The 16,377-nt window shown below is 45.4% G+C and carries 16 protein-coding genes and 1 pseudogene; 12 read left to right on the top strand and 5 right to left on the bottom strand.

Features of this window, described 5'->3' with window-relative positions; genetic code table 11:
* Positions 1-54: 54 nt before the first annotated feature.
* Together RH88_RS11965 and RH88_RS11960 are read right to left on the bottom strand one after the other, a co-directional pair.
* On the bottom strand, positions 55-1,716 hold the full coding sequence (locus RH88_RS11965; RefSeq protein WP_005596252.1) for a methyl-accepting chemotaxis protein: 1,662 nt from the start codon (positions 1,714-1,716) through the stop codon (positions 55-57).
* Positions 1,717-1,917: 201 nt separating this feature from the next.
* Positions 1,918-2,697, bottom strand: a pseudogene (locus RH88_RS11960) (DUF4344 domain-containing metallopeptidase).
* Positions 2,698-2,845: 148 nt separating this feature from the next.
* Between RH88_RS11960 and RH88_RS11955 the strand changes: the two are divergent.
* Positions 2,846-3,202, top strand: a complete 357-nt coding sequence (locus RH88_RS11955) for a YibL family ribosome-associated protein (RefSeq protein ID WP_038219507.1) — start codon at positions 2,846-2,848, stop codon at positions 3,200-3,202.
* Positions 3,203-3,246: 44 nt separating this feature from the next.
* On the opposite strand, the gene RH88_RS11950 is transcribed toward RH88_RS11955, so the two are convergent.
* Positions 3,247-3,894 (bottom strand): helix-turn-helix transcriptional regulator, encoded by a 648-nt coding sequence (locus RH88_RS11950; protein WP_005596246.1) that lies wholly within the window; start codon positions 3,892-3,894, stop codon positions 3,247-3,249.
* 542 nt (positions 3,895-4,436) lie between these two features.
* On the opposite strand from RH88_RS11950, the gene RH88_RS11945 reads away from it, so the two are divergent.
* The 4 genes from RH88_RS11945 to RH88_RS11930 are packed head-to-tail and all read left to right on the top strand — an operon-like array spanning position 4,437 to position 6,679.
* Positions 4,437-4,991 carry a hypothetical protein gene (locus RH88_RS11945; RefSeq protein ID WP_005596244.1) on the top strand — a complete coding sequence of 185 codons (555 nt, stop codon included), beginning with the start codon at positions 4,437-4,439 and terminating at the stop codon, positions 4,989-4,991.
* A 14-nt stretch (positions 4,992-5,005) separates the two neighbouring features.
* Entirely contained in the window at positions 5,006-5,335 is a 330-nt protein-coding gene (locus RH88_RS11940; protein ID WP_005596242.1) for a hypothetical protein, read from the top strand.
* A gap of 1 nt (position 5,336) precedes the next feature.
* Complete coding sequence (locus RH88_RS11935; protein ID WP_420895766.1) at positions 5,337-6,014, top strand: C39 family peptidase; 678 nt, start codon at positions 5,337-5,339, stop codon at positions 6,012-6,014.
* Positions 6,015-6,016: 2 nt separating this feature from the next.
* Positions 6,017-6,679 (top strand): hypothetical protein, encoded by a 663-nt coding sequence (locus RH88_RS11930; RefSeq protein ID WP_005596239.1) that lies wholly within the window; start codon positions 6,017-6,019, stop codon positions 6,677-6,679.
* 69 nt (positions 6,680-6,748) lie between these two features.
* Here RH88_RS11930 and RH88_RS11925 read toward each other — a convergent pair whose 3' ends face one another.
* Together RH88_RS11925 and ulaR are read right to left on the bottom strand one after the other, a co-directional pair.
* Positions 6,749-7,744: a transporter gene (locus tag RH88_RS11925; RefSeq protein ID WP_005596237.1), complete on the bottom strand. Its 996-nt coding sequence runs from the start codon at positions 7,742-7,744 to the stop codon at positions 6,749-6,751.
* Between the two features lie 387 nt (positions 7,745-8,131).
* Positions 8,132-8,908, bottom strand: coding sequence for an HTH-type transcriptional regulator UlaR (gene ulaR / locus RH88_RS11920; protein WP_174269648.1), 777 nt, complete (start codon positions 8,906-8,908; stop codon positions 8,132-8,134).
* A gap of 213 nt (positions 8,909-9,121) precedes the next feature.
* Here ulaR and RH88_RS11915 point away from each other — a divergent pair, with 213 nt between their 5' ends.
* From RH88_RS11915 to rpiA, 7 genes are all read left to right on the top strand, one after another.
* Positions 9,122-9,964 (top strand): Cof-type HAD-IIB family hydrolase, encoded by an 843-nt coding sequence (locus RH88_RS11915; protein WP_040757948.1) that lies wholly within the window; start codon positions 9,122-9,124, stop codon positions 9,962-9,964.
* Positions 9,965-9,973: 9 nt separating this feature from the next.
* Entirely contained in the window at positions 9,974-10,684 is a 711-nt protein-coding gene (locus RH88_RS11910) for a ribulose-phosphate 3-epimerase (RefSeq protein WP_005596232.1), read from the top strand.
* Between the two features lie 71 nt (positions 10,685-10,755).
* Positions 10,756-11,913, top strand: coding sequence for an iron-containing alcohol dehydrogenase (locus RH88_RS11905; RefSeq protein ID WP_005596229.1), 1,158 nt, complete (start codon positions 10,756-10,758; stop codon positions 11,911-11,913).
* Positions 11,914-11,936: 23 nt separating this feature from the next.
* Positions 11,937-12,680, top strand: a complete 744-nt coding sequence (locus RH88_RS11900; protein ID WP_005596227.1) for an HAD family hydrolase — start codon at positions 11,937-11,939, stop codon at positions 12,678-12,680.
* Positions 12,677-13,630 carry a transaldolase gene (gene tal / locus RH88_RS11895; RefSeq protein ID WP_005596225.1) on the top strand — a complete coding sequence of 318 codons (954 nt, stop codon included), beginning with the start codon at positions 12,677-12,679 and terminating at the stop codon, positions 13,628-13,630. The genes RH88_RS11900 and tal overlap by 4 nt, the downstream gene beginning before the upstream one ends.
* A gap of 14 nt (positions 13,631-13,644) precedes the next feature.
* Positions 13,645-15,642: a transketolase gene (tkt, locus tag RH88_RS11890; protein ID WP_005596223.1), complete on the top strand. Its 1,998-nt coding sequence runs from the start codon at positions 13,645-13,647 to the stop codon at positions 15,640-15,642.
* A complete protein-coding gene (gene rpiA / locus RH88_RS23245) occupies positions 15,643-16,338 on the top strand; it encodes a ribose-5-phosphate isomerase RpiA (RefSeq protein ID WP_005596221.1) in 696 nt (231 codons plus the stop codon). It begins immediately after the preceding gene.
* The last annotated feature ends 39 nt before the right edge of the window (positions 16,339-16,377 follow it).

The raw sequence follows: 16,377 nt of genomic DNA, 5'->3' as shown, positions 1-16,377 counted from the left end.
GCATCAGCTCGCCTTTTTTCATTTGAAGTGCACGACTAAATTGGTTGGCGTCATTTACACCGTAAAACGGTCAACCAAGTCATACAGTTCATTAGCACGGCTATTGAGGGTTTGACTACCAGCGCGGTTTTCGTTGGCTAATTTCGCTGATTGAGAGCTCTGATCGGAGATAATGACGATTCGCTCAGAGATCTCTTGGCCGACTAAACTCTGCTCTTCAGTGGCAGTGGCGATCAGCGCGTTCATGTCCATGATGGTATCGATAGAATGTTGGATTTTAACCAACGCTGCGGCAGCGGCATTGGCTTCTCCAACAGTATCTGAACTTCGAGATTGGCTCGATTCCATCGCTTTAACCGCATCATCAGACGCAGATTTGAGCTGTTCGATCATTTTGTGAATCTCACCTGTGCTTTGTTGAGTGCGGCTGGCCAGATTACGAACCTCATCTGCCACCACCGCAAAGCCACGTCCTTGTTCGCCTGCTCGAGCGGCTTCAATGGCGGCATTTAAAGCCAATAAGTTGGTTTGCTCTGCAATGTCCTGAATGACTTCCAGTGATGAGGAAATATTTTGTACATCACCTTCTAAACGAGAAATCACTTGTGTCGCTCTTAGCACTTCATCAGCTAAAGCTTCAACTGATGAGGCGGCAGAGTTGACGATTTGCTGCGCTGCTTTGGCATTGTCATCGGCTTCTCTCGCCGAATCCGCCGCTTGGCTTGCGTTACTGGAAATCTCTTGAGCGGTGGTGGTCATCTCTGTCATCGCGGTGGCTACTTGCTCTGTTTCTTCGCGCTGGCCAGTTGCCAGTTGATCCACTTGAGCGGCGCGGTTAGACATGTTGGTGGTTTCACTGACCACTTGCACACCCACTTGGCTGACACTGCTGATAATATTCTGCAGGCTGGCTACAAACGCATTAAAGTTAACGCTTAAGCGGGCAAACTCAGGGGCTTTGAACGCTTCCATTCGGGCAGTGAGATCGGCATCGCCATTGGCAAAAGATTGAATTGAACGATCAAACTGTTCAAGTGGGCTCATGATGGTGCGATTGACAGCAACGGCGAAAATCGCCACCAAAGCGGCAATGGCTAAACAGAAGGTAGCAATAGCGGTGAGCGTGCTTTCCAGCGCTTCATTTGAGCGCTGGTTCATCTGCGCGACAACGGCATCTATGTCGTCGGTGTAAAAACCCGTCCCCAGCATTAAATCCCATTCAGGGATAAAAATGGAATAACTGAGTTTAGGCAGTGCGACGGTTTCGCCCAATTTCGGAAAATAGTAGGTGGTGAAGGCGCCTGTTTTCGAGTTTTTGATCAGATCACGAATTAAGTAATTGCCCTTTTGATCTTTTAAGTCGATGTAGTTTTTACCAATGCCGTCGGTGTTTTTCCCAACCACGACGCGCACCCCTTTAGAGTCGTAGCCAAAAATGTAGCCGGATTGACCATATTCTAATTCTCTCAGTGTTGGTAAGGCTTCTTCAAGCGAAGCTCCGCGATCAAGGAAAGGTTGAATCGAGGATTTCGCCATTTGCAGATACGCGGTGAGTTCGTTTTGCTTCATCTCCATCATATTGTTACGAGTCGCTTCGACTTGCTGCGCTGTTAGCGCCGTGGTTTTATAATAGGCCACACTCATCATACCGATGGCCATCAGCAACAAGGGAACAATTGATAAAATATAGAGTCGTTTTCTTATTGTTAGATTCATACTATTTCCTGCACTCATTTTCTTAAATCCATTATGACTTGATAGACAAATATGTAAGTAATTGTTTATTAAGTAGCAAAGATGTTAACAGATTTATCGGCAAAGAAATGTGAAACTTAAATGTTTTAGATTTAATAATTGATGTAAATTATCTTTGTTTGATGTTGATCTACGGTTTAATTAGTGTTGTCCAAATTATCGTCATTCTTGTTCGCCATGATGCAGATAGCGATGCCAATTGTGACTGATGGTTTGGAATTGATAACGGCAGAATTGTTTCCTTTCGCTGAGGTAGTCCTTTTCAACTTCATCAAGTAGCGCGGCGTGTTTTTCAGTATCGCTACCTTAGACGAGACAGAGGGTAGAGAAGTAGCGTTGTAAATCAAAACTATGCTCATCAATATACTCCCCCCAATCGTAATAATCCGGTCTCTGCTGAGATTCAAAGGCAAACATATCGGCGGCACTGATGGCTGCATCATCTCCCCCTTCGACATATTCAATCATCATGATGGCGGCAAAGTTATCGACCGCATCTTCCTCTTTGCCTAAAATCGGGATATTTCGGTCTGCAATATAGGCGTGGCCGCCTTCGTGCAATAAGGTATGTAAAAGCGTATCTATGGTGCCAAGTTGGGCAGAACGGCCAAACTTTTCTTGATAATTGTTGCCGATAAAATATTGCAGAGCCTGCTGGTAAAACTCGTAGGGTATGTGGATTGTGTGAGTGTCTGGATCATAGAGTGGCCCTTCCTCACTACCATATTGCACCGTCAAGCGTTGGCTAAATGGAAAGTATTGATTGGCAAGCTCGGCGAACAATTGATTTATCTGGCTTTCTTTTATTGCCGATTGTGCTTGGCGATCTGCGGGATTTGTGGGCGAAAGGTATTGGAATTCAACCGTCTCTAATGCTGAACTTAGTGGGCTGAAAAGTACGGCAACAGAAAAGAATAAAGTAGAATATTTTTTCTTCATCATGAGGTGGCTCAGTCTCTTAAATGTGTTGCTTTTAGGCTAGCACAATAAATTGTCTCTTTTCGCGTCGTGCACTGGTATTATTTGTTCTACGGAAGGAGTGATACCTATGCTATACTCCGCGCCCTCAAAATATGAAGAGTTGATCACCATGACTATCAAACAAGACATCCAGAAGCTAACTAACCGTATTGATACTTGCCGCCATAAACTTGATGCTGCTAAGTCTCGTGGTGATCAAGCTATGATCAGTAAATTTACGGATGACTTAGAAGCGTTAACGAAGAAGCAGGCATCACTAAAAGGTAAGCAAACCTACGATCTTAATAAAGAGCGTAAAGAGCTACAAGATATGCCGTTCTACCGTGAAATCACGAAAGAAGAACAAGCGGACTTAGGTAAGCTTAAAAAGTCAGTGAAAGGACTGGTACTGGTTCACCCGATGACCAAAATGGGTAAACAGCTTCGTATCGAAGTGATGACCGGCTTTGCACCGAAGAAATTCTAAAAACAGCGCCGAGTAAGGCGCTTTTTTTTCATCGAAAGTCAGCCCTATGACGAGTTCTGTGATTCATTGTCGATTGCTTTTGTCATACGCATGGCATCCTTACGTTTATGTATGTCCAACTTCTTATAAACGCGATAAATGTGCGATTTAATCGTACTCTCTGATAGAAACAGTTGCTTCGCAATTTGTTTGTTGGAGAGCCCAGCGGCGACGTGATCAAGTACTTGACGCTCTCGAGTGGTTAAGCTGTGGTACATCGCACAGCGCAAAAGACTTGGATCACGCTTTATCTGCACCAATTTTTCTAAACACTTCCTCGGTAGCCATAATCCCCCGTTAAGAATATAACCGACACTTTGATGCAAATGATGTATTGGTGACGTATTAATCAAGATACCTTTGAGTGAATGCCAGTAGAGAAAGGGTTGCTCCAGTTCCGCTTCTGGTGTGTTGTGCACGAGAACACCAACGCCAAGCAGATCAAAATTAGGCATCTGGTTTGTTTGCATCAGTGGTTCTATGTGCTCGAAATCAAGCAGAACTAGCTCGGTTTGTTGGTCATTGGTCGTCGTAGCCAGTAAGGAGTGGGGAATGGTCGAAACATTGATATCCAACTCATCATGAAGCTGCCGTTCCATTAAGCCTGAGTGCAGATTTTTATCAGACAATATCACCACGTGCTTTTTAGCCATAGCTAACAGCTCCTCGACGCCACTTATAAGTAAACCCGAATTATGCCCTTGTTCTGAGCAAGGTTTAAAATCAAGTATATTCAAAATCCGAGTATGAGAGCGATAATTCAAACGATGTCATCATCAAACTACCATGAACGGTTAGTAGGTAAGTTTAGGTGATAAAAAAATAATTGATTCTTTTGTCATTATTTTACGTATAAGCCGCTGAAATTAGCCGATAGTGACAGTAACGGAGTCAACCTTGTCCTCATTAGCATTAAAAATTGCTGATATTGTCCTAAAAAGTATGAGGCTAATATTAGGTCAAATTGCACATAAATCTTCATACTTTATTCCATTTTCGCCTCACGTTTTATTGTAATACATTGTTAATAAACATAATTAATCAGATGCATATCATGGGTTTTTCTCCTTTTCGGGCCCTAGAATTTCTCAGTCTCATTTTTGAGAATTTCAACGTCAATCTCCTACCTATACTTCGGTTGCTTCACAGCACAAACATCAAATTCAGACATGGATACACAACGGAGTGAAAGGTTATGAATCTTAAAAAAACAGGTATGGCAATTGCGATGGCAGCGTTCGTTATGAGTGGTTCTGCATTGGCTGGTTATGGCTACGGCGGTGGTGGCGATACGACAGAAGACAATGACATCCTAAGCCACAATACCAGCAATATCGGTGCAGGTAATGACAACAATGGCAATGGTGCAGGCAATGATGGTAACACACTAACATCAAACACAGGTGGTGGTGACGACAACAACAAAACGTGGAAAAACAGTGCCAATACCACAACGACTACGACCAATACGTTGAACAAACATCAGCTAAGTATGGAAGTCGATATGGTGGTGGCAAAATCCGATCTCGATGGCCATATTTCAAACGTTCAAGTTGAGTATGGTGAAGCGGGATCGATGTATCACCGCGGCTGCGGTAAATGTGCAGGCGCTGGCGTGAATGTTCGCAATTCAAACTCAATTGATGGTTTTGCAAGTTCTGCGGGTATTACCACCATTGGTCAAAATGCGGGTGCGGCGTCATTAGTGCAACAATCTGTTGTGACTAACGCTTCTGTCCATACGAAGTAACTCTGGAGAATGTCATGCGCTTAGCACTAATCGCACTAAGTATGTTGCTCGCTGTCAACGCTTATGCTGATGATCTTGTGCTGGCTGACGACTATGAGCTATCCAATGATGTTATGGATAGCTCGCGAGGTGGTCAGTACACCATAGATTTAGATAGTGTGACAGCGTCTTCGGAAATTGTGGGTTTGAGTGAAGGCAATATTGCAAACAACACGATTAACGGTGGTAACGTCATTGCTGCGGGTGCTTTAGCAACCAGCTCTGGCGTCACCAGCGTGATTCAAAACACCGGCAATAATGTGCTGATCCAAAACTCAATGGTCGTTAACCTGACACTGAAATGATATGGTTTTTTGGCGAACAGTAATATTGGGGATGCTGGCTTTATCCGCATCCTCCCATGCGTTAGATTATATGCCCAGCCGAGGCGTATTCTCGGTGCCGGTCAAAAGCTACAAAGAAATGTTGTTCGGCGACGTTGTTCGCCAACAGTATGATTTTAGCTGTGGTTCGGCGGCGGTCGCATCTCTTCTAACCTACCATTACGATAACCCAGCAGATGAAAATACGATTTTCAAAGTAATGTTTGAGAAAGGTGATCAAAGTAAGATCAAAAAAAGCGGCTTTTCATTACTAGATATGAAACTGTACTTGGAATCTCTTGGGTATCAAGCAGATGGATTTAATGTACCACTCGAAAAGATGCGAGAGCTTGGTGTTCCGGGTATTACCCTGGTCAACTTTGATGGCTACATGCATTTTGTGGTGATTAAAGGCATGAACAATCACTCAGTGATTTTGGGTGATCCTTCGCGTGGAACAATACAGATGAGATATGAGAAATTTTCTCAGTACTACTCTGGTATTGTGTTGCTTATTCGTAACCATCTCAACATTGCACAGAACACTTATATTTCTGATGACAACTACACATTGTACGCGCCTTCGCCGGTTGAATCGGGAATCAGCCGAGATTCATTAGGCGTATTTAGCATTACACTGCCCGAAAGTGGGGAGTATTAACAATGTTTAGAACACTTTGGTTGGTCGGCGTAATAGGGGTTTGCTTTAGCGGGCAAGCCTATTCTGCGGCCTATCAACTTAATCAACTCGTACCTTTACAAGAGCACGAGCTATCGAACTATCGTGGAGGTTTTAAATTCAATGATGATTTTATGGTCAATATTGGGTTAAGCATCCGTACATCCATTAATGGAGAAATGTTATTTACCAATCACATTGCGAATTTGACGATTCAAAACGGTCGACTTACTGCACGACAACAAAGGGTGGCTCCTACTACGACTACGGTTGTACAGGTAGGAGGAGGAAACTCAATAGCACTGCCAGTGAGTACGGCCACATCATTGCCTGCTAATGACGAGCCTGAAGCGTTGCAAGCGAATGCTCAGCAAGTTGACGTATCGCCAGTTAACGGACTAGAAGCGAATGAATCGCAAAGTTTTGAGCCTCAAAGCCCAGAACCTCAAGTTAATGTGAGCCAAACTGTTGCACCATTACCTCAAGTGAATCAAACATCCATAACCAGTATCATTCAAAATTCGTTGGATAATACCGTGTTAGGCTTTGATACCGTCATTAATATTGATGCTCAGGTTGGGGGAGTGATGAAACAAATTGAGCGAAGTAACAAGTTACAACAAGCGCTTCAATTCAGTTTTCAGTAACGGTTAGAACACTTAAAGTGCCAGCGCTCTTATGAGCGCTGGCACTTTATATTGACCGAAATTGATGATTTAAAATGAGAAAGGCACACGCACGTTGAGCTGAAAGTCGGGCGTATCTTCGGTTAAGCCTGCTTGCGCGCTGATGTTAACTGAGCTCGTCGGGCTAAACGCATAATTTACGCCAAAAGTCATCGAGTCAAGTTGCAGCAGTTTTGCTTCATCATCCGTTCTTCCATCGACTTTACTCTTGAGAATCGTTTGGTGGCTAAAGCCGATCGATAGCGATAAATCGGGATTGATCGCAAACCCGAGCCCAGCGCCAAGAGATATAGTGTCACCGAGATCGATTTCTGCCGATTGCCCGTCAAAATCTACATCGTCTTTAAAGTTATAAATATAAGAAGCACTAGCGAAAAGTACCGCCGGATCGGTTGGATAAATCATCGAAATGCCGGGCTCGATACTCCAAAATCCCGATCCTGTTGGGGCGTCTTTGAGTGCATTGGTACGCGGATCGACGTCGATATCATAAGGGGACTTACCCGTATCCGATTTTATCCGTAGGCTACCAACCCAGTAAGGTGTGGTCTCAAAGTTAAATTGGTGTCGAATGGCAAACTCAATATCTCCCAATCCTCCGCCATCTAAATCGCTGTTAATGGTTTCATCTGCTGCGCCATCTTGAATCGGTCTCACTGATATTTGATCGTTGCGATAGACAAAGGGTAGGCGGATTTCTATTTCAGTATCGTTGGTTAAGCCATAACGCCCTGTTAAGCCGGCGGTGATGGTGGTGCGATCAGAATCACTCACTTCAATGCGGCCAATAATAAGAGTAGGGAGTACGGTATAGCCAATGATATTGACTTTATTAGAGGAGTTTTGTGAGTAGTTGAGTGACGCTTCTACGCCAAATTGTCCTTTTGGCGTTAAAACCCCCGGTCGTTCAATTACATCGGCAACGGTTTGTGCTCGTTTGGCCTCTTCAGGCGCTTGATGATTGTCAGCCAAAATGTTGGGTGAGAAAAGCAGAAATGGCAGCGAAAGTATCAGAGGTTTTGTCATTATTGTGTCCCTATTAATTATTCGTCCCTCTCTTAGATAGGACAGCAATAGGATTATTGCCACTGTTGGTACGCGGATTTTTTACCGCTTAAATCAAAGGAAATAAGCAATTATCGTGATGACTTGCTTTTAGCCACTTGATATATAGGGTTAATAATCAAAGTAGGGCACGTAAGCGCATTTCATGCTGTTGCCTATACGTACTTTTTTCATACTTATAGCCTTTCAGTTTCTCAAAAGTGAGACTGGTTAATCTGCAGCGAATGTCGCTCGTCATGTGCTAAGAGTATCGGTATCACAATAGAGGCAATCATTGCAGATAAAAAAAGCGCTTATCGAAATAAGCGCTTTTTTGTAGGAGCCTAGAGGGGGAGGTGGTCTCTCAAATTAAACCAGAATAATTTTCACCCCTGCTTCTACCAGCGATTGCAGCGTTTCTTTATCTGCTGCCTCATCGGTGATCAGCGTATCAAGCTGCGAGGCACATGCCAGTAACTTACCGCCATGTTTGCCAATCTTAGAGCTATCCATGAGAGCAATTAAACGATCGCCGTATTCGAGCAGTTTTTTCTCGGCCATATAAACCAAGATATCAGAGGTATAAACCCCCGCTTTGGTGATACCAGTTCCGGTAAAGAAAACAAAGCGGCTGGAGTGTTCATCGGCTGATTCAGCATCTGGTGAAATCGTAATGTGACGCTCTGGCAGATACTGACCACCTAAAATGATCAAGCTAGGGTGATTGGCTTGAATCAATTGATAAGCAAGCGGCATAAAGTTGGTGATCACTTGGATGTTATGTCCGGCCAAATGTTCACCCATTAAAAAGGTGGTGTTGCTACCACTGACAATCACACTGTCATTTTCTTCACAAAGATCGGCTGCAGCACGCGCGATACGTACTTTCGCATCGTAGTTGTCAATATCCATTTCTGCCGGAATGAAGTGAGAGGTCGCGTGTGCGCTGCTTACTTGCTCATCATGACGAATTGCTTCGGCACCATTGCGCATCTTAGTCAGTCGACCTTCTTCTGCCAACTTAGTGATATCTCTGCGTGCAGTAGAAAGAGAGATATCAAGCATTTCAACATAGTCATTAGTACTGATGTAAGTATGGTTTTCTAAATACTCCAGCAACCTTCTATGACGTTGCACTTCATTCATAACTAAGCCCTTGATTTTTATGTTTGGTTTATTTTGACCGAATTTGACGTTTTGAGCAAATAAAAATTCATTGTGACGTTTTTTGATTTTTAAATGACCTGAATTTGTGATCTTTAGCTGATTTTTAGTCATAAAAAGTCACAAATGACTTTACGTGACGCCATTTGGTCATTTATAGTCATTTCGAGTCACAAAGAGTCATTGGAGGCCAAGGTGAAGTATCAAGCAATCATTATTGATTTAGATGGAACGCTACTGAACGACCAACATCAGATCAACGCGAATAATATTGATGCGATAAAGCTCGCACTGCGTGAAGGTTATCAAGTCACACTTGCCAGTGGTCGTCCTCATAATTTGATGCTGCCTTATGTCAACCTGTTGGGAGTGACTGCTCCCATTATTTGTTGCAACGGTGCTTACCAATATGACCCAGTGAAACAACGTGTTAACCACAGCACCATTATTGAAACCGCGCAACTTACTCAATTGCTCGACATGCTCAATCTTGGTCAGTTCTACTTCACTATCTATGCACAAAACGGCATTTATGCCACGCAAGAGTCAGCGCATTTCCTTGGCTTGAAAAAGCAGATGGAGATGAACAATGCACAAGGTGAGATTGCCATCATTAAGGCGGTAGAAGAGCTAACAGCGCACTGTGGTGATGTGTACAAAGTATTAGTGTCGAGTGATGACAAAATCGCACTTTGTCAATTGCGCGACACCCTAACAAGCAGCCTGCAAGCTGACCTTTCTGCGCCCAACAAACTGGATATTACCGGTTTAGGTGTCAATAAAGGTCAAGCAACGCTGTGCTGGTTGAATCAGCAAAATATCGCTCCTAAACAAACCATCGCATTTGGTGACGGTGACAACGATGCAGAAATGTTCCGTATTGTTGGTGAACCCGTAGCGATGGCAAATGCAAGCCCTGCTTTGCGCGGCTTAGCCAACCTCATTGTTACAGATAATAACGGTTGCGGCATTGGACAGTATCTCAGACTGGTTGTGTCTGAAGGTCAACACTCTTGCCAACACTCATTTAGCTATTAAGGAAATATCATGAAAAAAGTAAAAATTGCAGCAGGTCTAGCACACGTAGATTACGGTCACATCGCTGACGTCGTAAAAGAAGTGTCTGATGCAGGTGCAGACTACATCCACTGTGATGCAGCTGATATGCACGATCTGAAAAACATGCAGCTAATGGGTGGCCACCAAATCGTTGAAGGTATTCGTCAATACACGGACAAACCAATCGAAGTACACGCTTACTTCAAAGATTGTGACCGTCTATTCGTAGAGAAAATCGCGAAAGCGGGTGCAGACATGCTGATCCTTCCTGCGGAAAACTTCCTAGGTGCACCACTGGCGTACATGATGAAGTACTGCCGTGACTACAACATGAAGTTTGGTCTAACAGTGGGCTGTTTCACTCCTGTTTCTTTCGTTAAAGAAGCGATTTACTACCTAGACCGTCTACACATTGTTATCCACGGCGTGAACAACGATGAGTGGCTATGGCGTGAATCTGCAATTGAAATGATTCGTGAAGCGCGTCAGTTGATCAACGAGCGTAACCCGAACTGTGAGCTATGTGTGGATGGTGGTATCCGTAACCACAACCTAGAAGCGCTACTAAAAGAAGACATCGACGTCATGGTTGCTTCTACTAACATCTTTGGTCACAAAGACGGTATCACTGCAGGTGTTCACGATTTCCGTGAAGCACTAGATAAAGCAGAAGAAGCCGTTGCCGCTGAAAAAGCATAATTAAACTAAAAACGGTGTCGAGCTGAATCACCCTCAATATGCTCCGGCTCGGCACCAATCAAGGATTTACCATGACACATTTCAATCACTACCAACCGACTAAGCTGAGCTTTGGCCCGGGCAATGTGAACCAAATTGGTCAAATGGTTGCACAATACGGCCGCCGCTGCCTTGTGGTATCGGAACCCATTTTTGATGCAGTAAAACCTGCTTATGAGCGCATTTTTGCGCTACTTGCTGAGCAACAAATCGAAGTGACTCACTTTGATGGCGTGGTACCAAACCCACCAACAACCGTTGTTGAACTTGGTCGCCAAGTTGGTGTTGCTGCTGGCTGTGATGTGGTACTTGCTATCGGCGGTGGTTCATCGATCGATACGGCAAAAATCATTGCAGCAACGATGAATGTTGAAACCATCGATTGGGCACATTGGTTTGCTAACTACGATTCACCATTTGGTGACGTTAAAGCGCTACCAGCTCCAACGATGCCATTAATAGCGATTCCAACCACGTCAGGTACCGGTTCGCAAGTCACGCATGCAGCGGTGATCACTGATTTAGAAAGTCACTCAAAACTGACTTTGTTCCATCCAGAGTTTTACCCATGTGAAGCGATCATTGACCCTGAGTTGATGCTAACTCTGCCACCGCGCATGACAGCAATGACCGGTTTTGATGCTTTTTCGCATGCGTTTGAATCATACACTGGAACAAAACCATCACCATTGGTGGATAGCCTAGCGCTAGAAGCAATGAAGTTGGTGGTTGAAAACCTACCACATGTGGTGGCTAACGGTTCTGATCTTGAAGGTCGTTGTCGATTAGCGACAGCGGATACTTTGGGCGGGATCTCGCTGGCAAATGGCGGTGCAGGTGCACCACACCCACTGGGTGAGATTTTAGGTAGTAGCAAAACCAACTTGCCACACGGCTTAACGTTGGCGGTGGTCTACCCAGCTTATGTTCAACTGCAATGGCGTAAACAGCCAGAGCGTTATGCCAAAGTAGCGGAATTATTTGGTGCCGTGGGAAGCACTGAAGAAAAAGCGCAATCGTTGGCACAACACATGGTGACGTTCTTACAGCAAATTGGCTTAGAGCATAACCTGACGCAAGTTGGCGTAACGGAAGAAGATGTTGCAGCTCTTGAGCCTGCATTTTGCTTCAACCTACCGCTTACCAGCGGTGACGAAATGAAAACCATTCTGCGCGCCAGCTTGGTATAACAGAGTGAAACGGAGATGAGAACATGGAAAACGGAGTTAGCTTGATGAAATGCGCAGCAGAGAGTGTGGAACGAGAGGACATGAACTGCGGCAAAATCAGAGCGTTAATCTTCGATTTCGATGGTCTATTAGTCGATACAGAAAGCTGTATGTACAAAGCTTGGGAAGCTTTGTTAAAACCATACGGTGTGGATGTTTCGCCACTCCAGGTTGCTGGCCTAGTTGGGAACTCAGCGCCAGCAACCGCCCTTTATCAGCTTTATCGTCAAAGCTCTGGTAACGATTGCACTGATAACGAAATTCGTGATCAAGTGTTAGAGATTGCCTACCAACTCATCGCTCATATCTCCGAGCGAGATGGCGTTCGAGATTATCTCGATGCCGCCAAAAAAGCACAGCTTAAGATGGCGTTAGCCACCAGTTCTGAATACGAACACTATATGCCAATTCTAAAGCGCCTCGGGCTTGACCATTACTTTGATTGCTTTACTGGCGCAGAAGAAATTGCTTTAGAACGTCGTAAGCCACAGCCAGATATCTACTTAGAAAGCCTAAAAAAACTAGGAGTTTCTGCCCATCAAGCCATCGCCTTTGAGGACTCTCCTCCAGGGATCACAGCGGCTCGATCGGCAGGTATTTCAACGGTTGCGGTAACCAACCTACTGACTCAGCACCTCGATGTATCGCATGCCAATTTGGTGCTGTCATCGATGAGTCAGCTATCGCTAGCGCAATTGATAATTCAACTTATCGAGATAGAACAATGAATAAATTAGAACAACTGAAAAAGTACACGACAGTCGTTGCCGATACGGGCGACATTGATGCTATTGCTGCCTTCCAACCGGAAGATGCGACCACCAACCCTTCATTGGTACTTAAAGCGGCGGAAATGCCACAGTATGATCACTTAATTGTTGATGCGATCGAGTGGGCGAAAAAGCAAAGCGCAGATAAAGCACAGCAGATCATTGATGCGGGTGACAAACTGGCGGTCAACATCGGTGTGGAAATTTTAAAATCTGTTCCAGGTCGTATTTCAACCGAAGTCGATGCTCGCCTTTCATTCGATAAAGAATCAAGCCTAGTAAAAGCGCGCAAATTGATCGCCATGTATCAAGAAGCAGGTGTAAGCAAAGAGCGTATCCTGATCAAACTCGCTTCCACATGGGAAGGCATTCGCGCCGCAGAAGTGCTAGAGAAAGAAGGTATCAATTGCAACCTAACGTTGCTGTTTAACTTTGCCCAAGCGAAAGCATGTGCAGAAGCGGGCGTATTCCTCATCTCACCATTCGTGGGCCGTATTCTTGATTGGTTCAAAACCAACACCGATAAAAAAGAGTACCTACCGCATGAAGATCCAGGCGTGGTGTCAGTCTCTCAAATCTACAACTATTACAAAGACCATGGCTACCACACAGTTGTAATGGGCGCGAGCTTTCGCAATGCGGAAGAAGTGTTGGCACTAACCGGTTGTGATCGTCTAACCATTGGCCCTGCGATTCTCGATCAACTTGCGGCGCAAGAAGGCGAAATTGAACAAACGCTATTTGCTGCTCGTGACACGATTCAAGCTGCACCAGCGGCGATGACAGAAGCGGAATTCCGTTGGGAAATGAACCAAGACCCAATGGCAACGGAAAAGCTCTCTGAAGGTATCCGTAACTTTGCTGTGGACCAAGGCAAACTTGAAGCCATGATTGAAGCGCGTCTGTAAGGAATATGAACCAAATGATTTCACGTAATAAATTGGCCGATACTATTCGCGTTCTTAGCATGGACGCCGTACAAAAAGCCGCATCTGGCCACCCAGGTGCACCAATGGGGATGGCAGATATCGCTGAAGTGCTTTGGCGCGATTTTCTAAAGCACAACCCAACCAACCCTAATTGGGCTGATCGCGACCGTTTCATTCTATCTAATGGCCACGGTTCAATGCTGATCTACAGCTTGCTGCACTTAACGGGTTACGATCTTAGCATGGAAGACATTAAGTCTTTCCGTCAGCTGCATGCAAAAACCGCGGGTCACCCTGAATATGGCTACGCGCCGGGTATTGAAACCACGACAGGTCCGCTAGGCCAAGGCATCACCAACGGTGTCGGCATGGCGCTGGCGGAAAAAGTACTGGCTGAGCAGTTTAACCGTCCAGGTCATAACGTTGTTGACCACCACACTTACGTGTTTATGGGTGACGGCTGCATGATGGAAGGTATCTCTCATGAAGCGTGTTCACTCGCAGGCACACTTGGCTTAGGCAAGCTGGTGGCGTTTTGGGATGACAACGGCATTTCAATTGACGGTCATGTTGAAGGTTGGTTCTCCGATGACACGCCAAAACGTTTTGAAGCGTATGGCTGGCATGTGATTGCGGGTGTTGATGGCCATAATGCAGAAGCGATTCGTAAAGCGATTCTGGCTGCGCAAGCGGAAACCGACAAACCAACGTTGATCTGCTGCAAAACTGTGATTGGTTTCGGTTCGCCAAACAAAGCGGCGAGCCATGACTGCCACGGCTCACCACTGGGTGAAGAAGAAGTGGCATTAGTGCGCGAAAACCTTGGTTGGGAATACGCTCCATTTGAGATCCCACAAGACATTTACCAAGCATGGGATGGCAAAGAAGCGGGCAAAGATGCCGAAGCGCAATGGGATAACCGTTTTGCTGAATACCAAAGTGCTTACCCAGAGTTAGCGGCAGAATTTAAACGTCGCGTAAACGGTGAATTGCCAGAACACTGGGCGCAAATCAGCGATGATTTCATCAAAACATTGCAAGCTAACCCAGCAACGATTGCAACTCGTAAAGCGTCACAAAATGCGATTGAAGCATTCGGTGCCACTCTACCTGAATTCCTAGGTGGTTCAGCAGACTTAACCCCTTCAAACTTAACTAATTGGTCAGGCTCTAAAGCAATTACTGCGCAAGATGCTTCTGGAAACTATCTCAGCTACGGCGTACGTGAATTTGCCATGTCGGCGATGATGAATGGTATCGCGCTGCATGGTGGTTTTATTCCTTACGGCGGTACGTTCCTGATGTTTATGGAATACGCGCGTAATGCATTGCGTATGGCGGCGCTGATGAAGCAACGCAGCATCTTTGTTTACACTCACGACTCGATTGGTTTGGGCGAAGATGGCCCAACGCACCAACCTGTTGAGCAAATCGCATCGCTACGCTTAACACCAAATATGAGCACATGGCGTCCATGTGATCAGGTGGAAGCGGCAGTGGCATGGAAAGCCGCGGTTGAGCGTACTGATGGTCCAACGTCATTGATTTTCTCGCGTCAAAACTTGGTGCAATACCCACGTGATGAGGCAGTACTGGCGAATGTGGCGAAAGGCGGTTACATCCTGTCTGATTGTGAAGGCGAGCCAGAACTGATTTTGATCGCTACGGGTTCAGAAGTGACCTTAGCGATGGAAGCACAAGCACAACTTAGCCATATTCGTTGCCGCGTTGTGTCTATGCCTGCGACCGATGTGTTTGACGTCCAAAGCGCCGAGTACCAACAACAAGTATTGCCAGCAAACGTAACTAAGCGTATCGCGATTGAAGCGGGCATTGCTGACTACTGGTACAAGTATGCGGGTCTACAAGGCAAGATCATCGGTATGACGACCTTCGGTGAGTCAGCCCCTGCTGAGCAGCTATTTGAAATGTTTGGCTTCACCGTGGCGAACGTGGTGGAGACAGCGAACCAATTGATGGAGCAAAAATAAATGGAATCATTCATCTCTAATACAGCGGATGAATGCGTAAGAGTTAAGGCTGCTTCGGCAGCCTTAAACCATATTACGCAAACGATCACCGCAGAGACGGTTATTGGTATTGGTACTGGCGCTACCGCCGAAGTTTTCGTTCAGCTATTGGCACAATCAGGCGTGGAGTTTGCGCACTGTGTCTCGAGCTCTGAGCGTTCTTCCAAAGCGATTCAAGCGGCGGGTCTGAAAGAGATCGCTCTGGCAGATTGCGAGCGAGTCGATTTCTATGTTGATGGCATTGATGAAGGCCTAAGTAATGGCATTACCATCAAAGGTGGTGGCGCCGCGCTCGGTCGTGAGAAAGTGATTGCGTGTATGGCAGAGTGCTTTATCACCATCTCTGATGAAGGCCGTTTGGTGGAGTTCTTAGGCAAGTTTCCACTGCCAATCGAGATTCTTCCTGCGGCGAAAACGCCAGTGGTATTAGCACTGCAAGCGATGGGCGGTAAACCGGTCCAACGTGACGGCTGTACTACCGATAACGGTAACATCATTTTAGATGTTGCAGGTCTTGATATGAGTGAACCTGCTGAGCTAGAAATGCGCTTAAATGCGATTCCGGGTGTGGTGGAAAACGGTATTTTTGCACAGTGTCCAGCTAAGCACATGGCCTTCTCTAACCACCTTGGTGTGCGTTGGCTATCTCTAAAATGAGACGCTGATAACAACTTTGTTAATAACCCCATTTTTAAA

Origin of the sequence: Vibrio scophthalmi LMG 19158, from assembly GCF_000222585.1 — a bacterium.
Taxonomy (GTDB): domain Bacteria; phylum Pseudomonadota; class Gammaproteobacteria; order Enterobacterales; family Vibrionaceae; genus Vibrio; species Vibrio scophthalmi.
Note: the sequence above shows the minus strand (reverse complement) of the source record. Positions and strands in the feature narration are given on the sequence as shown.

Coding starts and splice junctions, on each gene's coding strand:
- RH88_RS11965 (WP_005596252.1), bottom strand. CDS start 1,716: ATGAATCTAACAATAAGAAAACGACTCTATATTTTATCAATTGTTCCC.
- RH88_RS11955 (WP_038219507.1), top strand. CDS start 2,846: ATGACTATCAAACAAGACATCCAGAAGCTAACTAACCGTATTGATACT.
- RH88_RS11950 (WP_005596246.1), bottom strand. CDS start 3,894: ATGGCTAAAAAGCACGTGGTGATATTGTCTGATAAAAATCTGCACTCA.
- RH88_RS11945 (WP_005596244.1), top strand. CDS start 4,437: ATGAATCTTAAAAAAACAGGTATGGCAATTGCGATGGCAGCGTTCGTT.
- RH88_RS11940 (WP_005596242.1), top strand. CDS start 5,006: ATGCGCTTAGCACTAATCGCACTAAGTATGTTGCTCGCTGTCAACGCT.
- RH88_RS11935 (WP_420895766.1), top strand. CDS start 5,337: ATGGTTTTTTGGCGAACAGTAATATTGGGGATGCTGGCTTTATCCGCA.
- RH88_RS11930 (WP_005596239.1), top strand. CDS start 6,017: ATGTTTAGAACACTTTGGTTGGTCGGCGTAATAGGGGTTTGCTTTAGC.
- RH88_RS11925 (WP_005596237.1), bottom strand. CDS start 7,744: ATGACAAAACCTCTGATACTTTCGCTGCCATTTCTGCTTTTCTCACCC.
- ulaR (WP_174269648.1), bottom strand. CDS start 8,908: ATGAATGAAGTGCAACGTCATAGAAGGTTGCTGGAGTATTTAGAAAAC.
- RH88_RS11910 (WP_005596232.1), top strand. CDS start 9,974: ATGAAAAAAGTAAAAATTGCAGCAGGTCTAGCACACGTAGATTACGGT.
- RH88_RS11905 (WP_005596229.1), top strand. CDS start 10,756: ATGACACATTTCAATCACTACCAACCGACTAAGCTGAGCTTTGGCCCG.
- RH88_RS11900 (WP_005596227.1), top strand. CDS start 11,937: ATGGAAAACGGAGTTAGCTTGATGAAATGCGCAGCAGAGAGTGTGGAA.
- tal (WP_005596225.1), top strand. CDS start 12,677: ATGAATAAATTAGAACAACTGAAAAAGTACACGACAGTCGTTGCCGAT.
- tkt (WP_005596223.1), top strand. CDS start 13,645: ATGATTTCACGTAATAAATTGGCCGATACTATTCGCGTTCTTAGCATG.
- rpiA (WP_005596221.1), top strand. CDS start 15,643: ATGGAATCATTCATCTCTAATACAGCGGATGAATGCGTAAGAGTTAAG.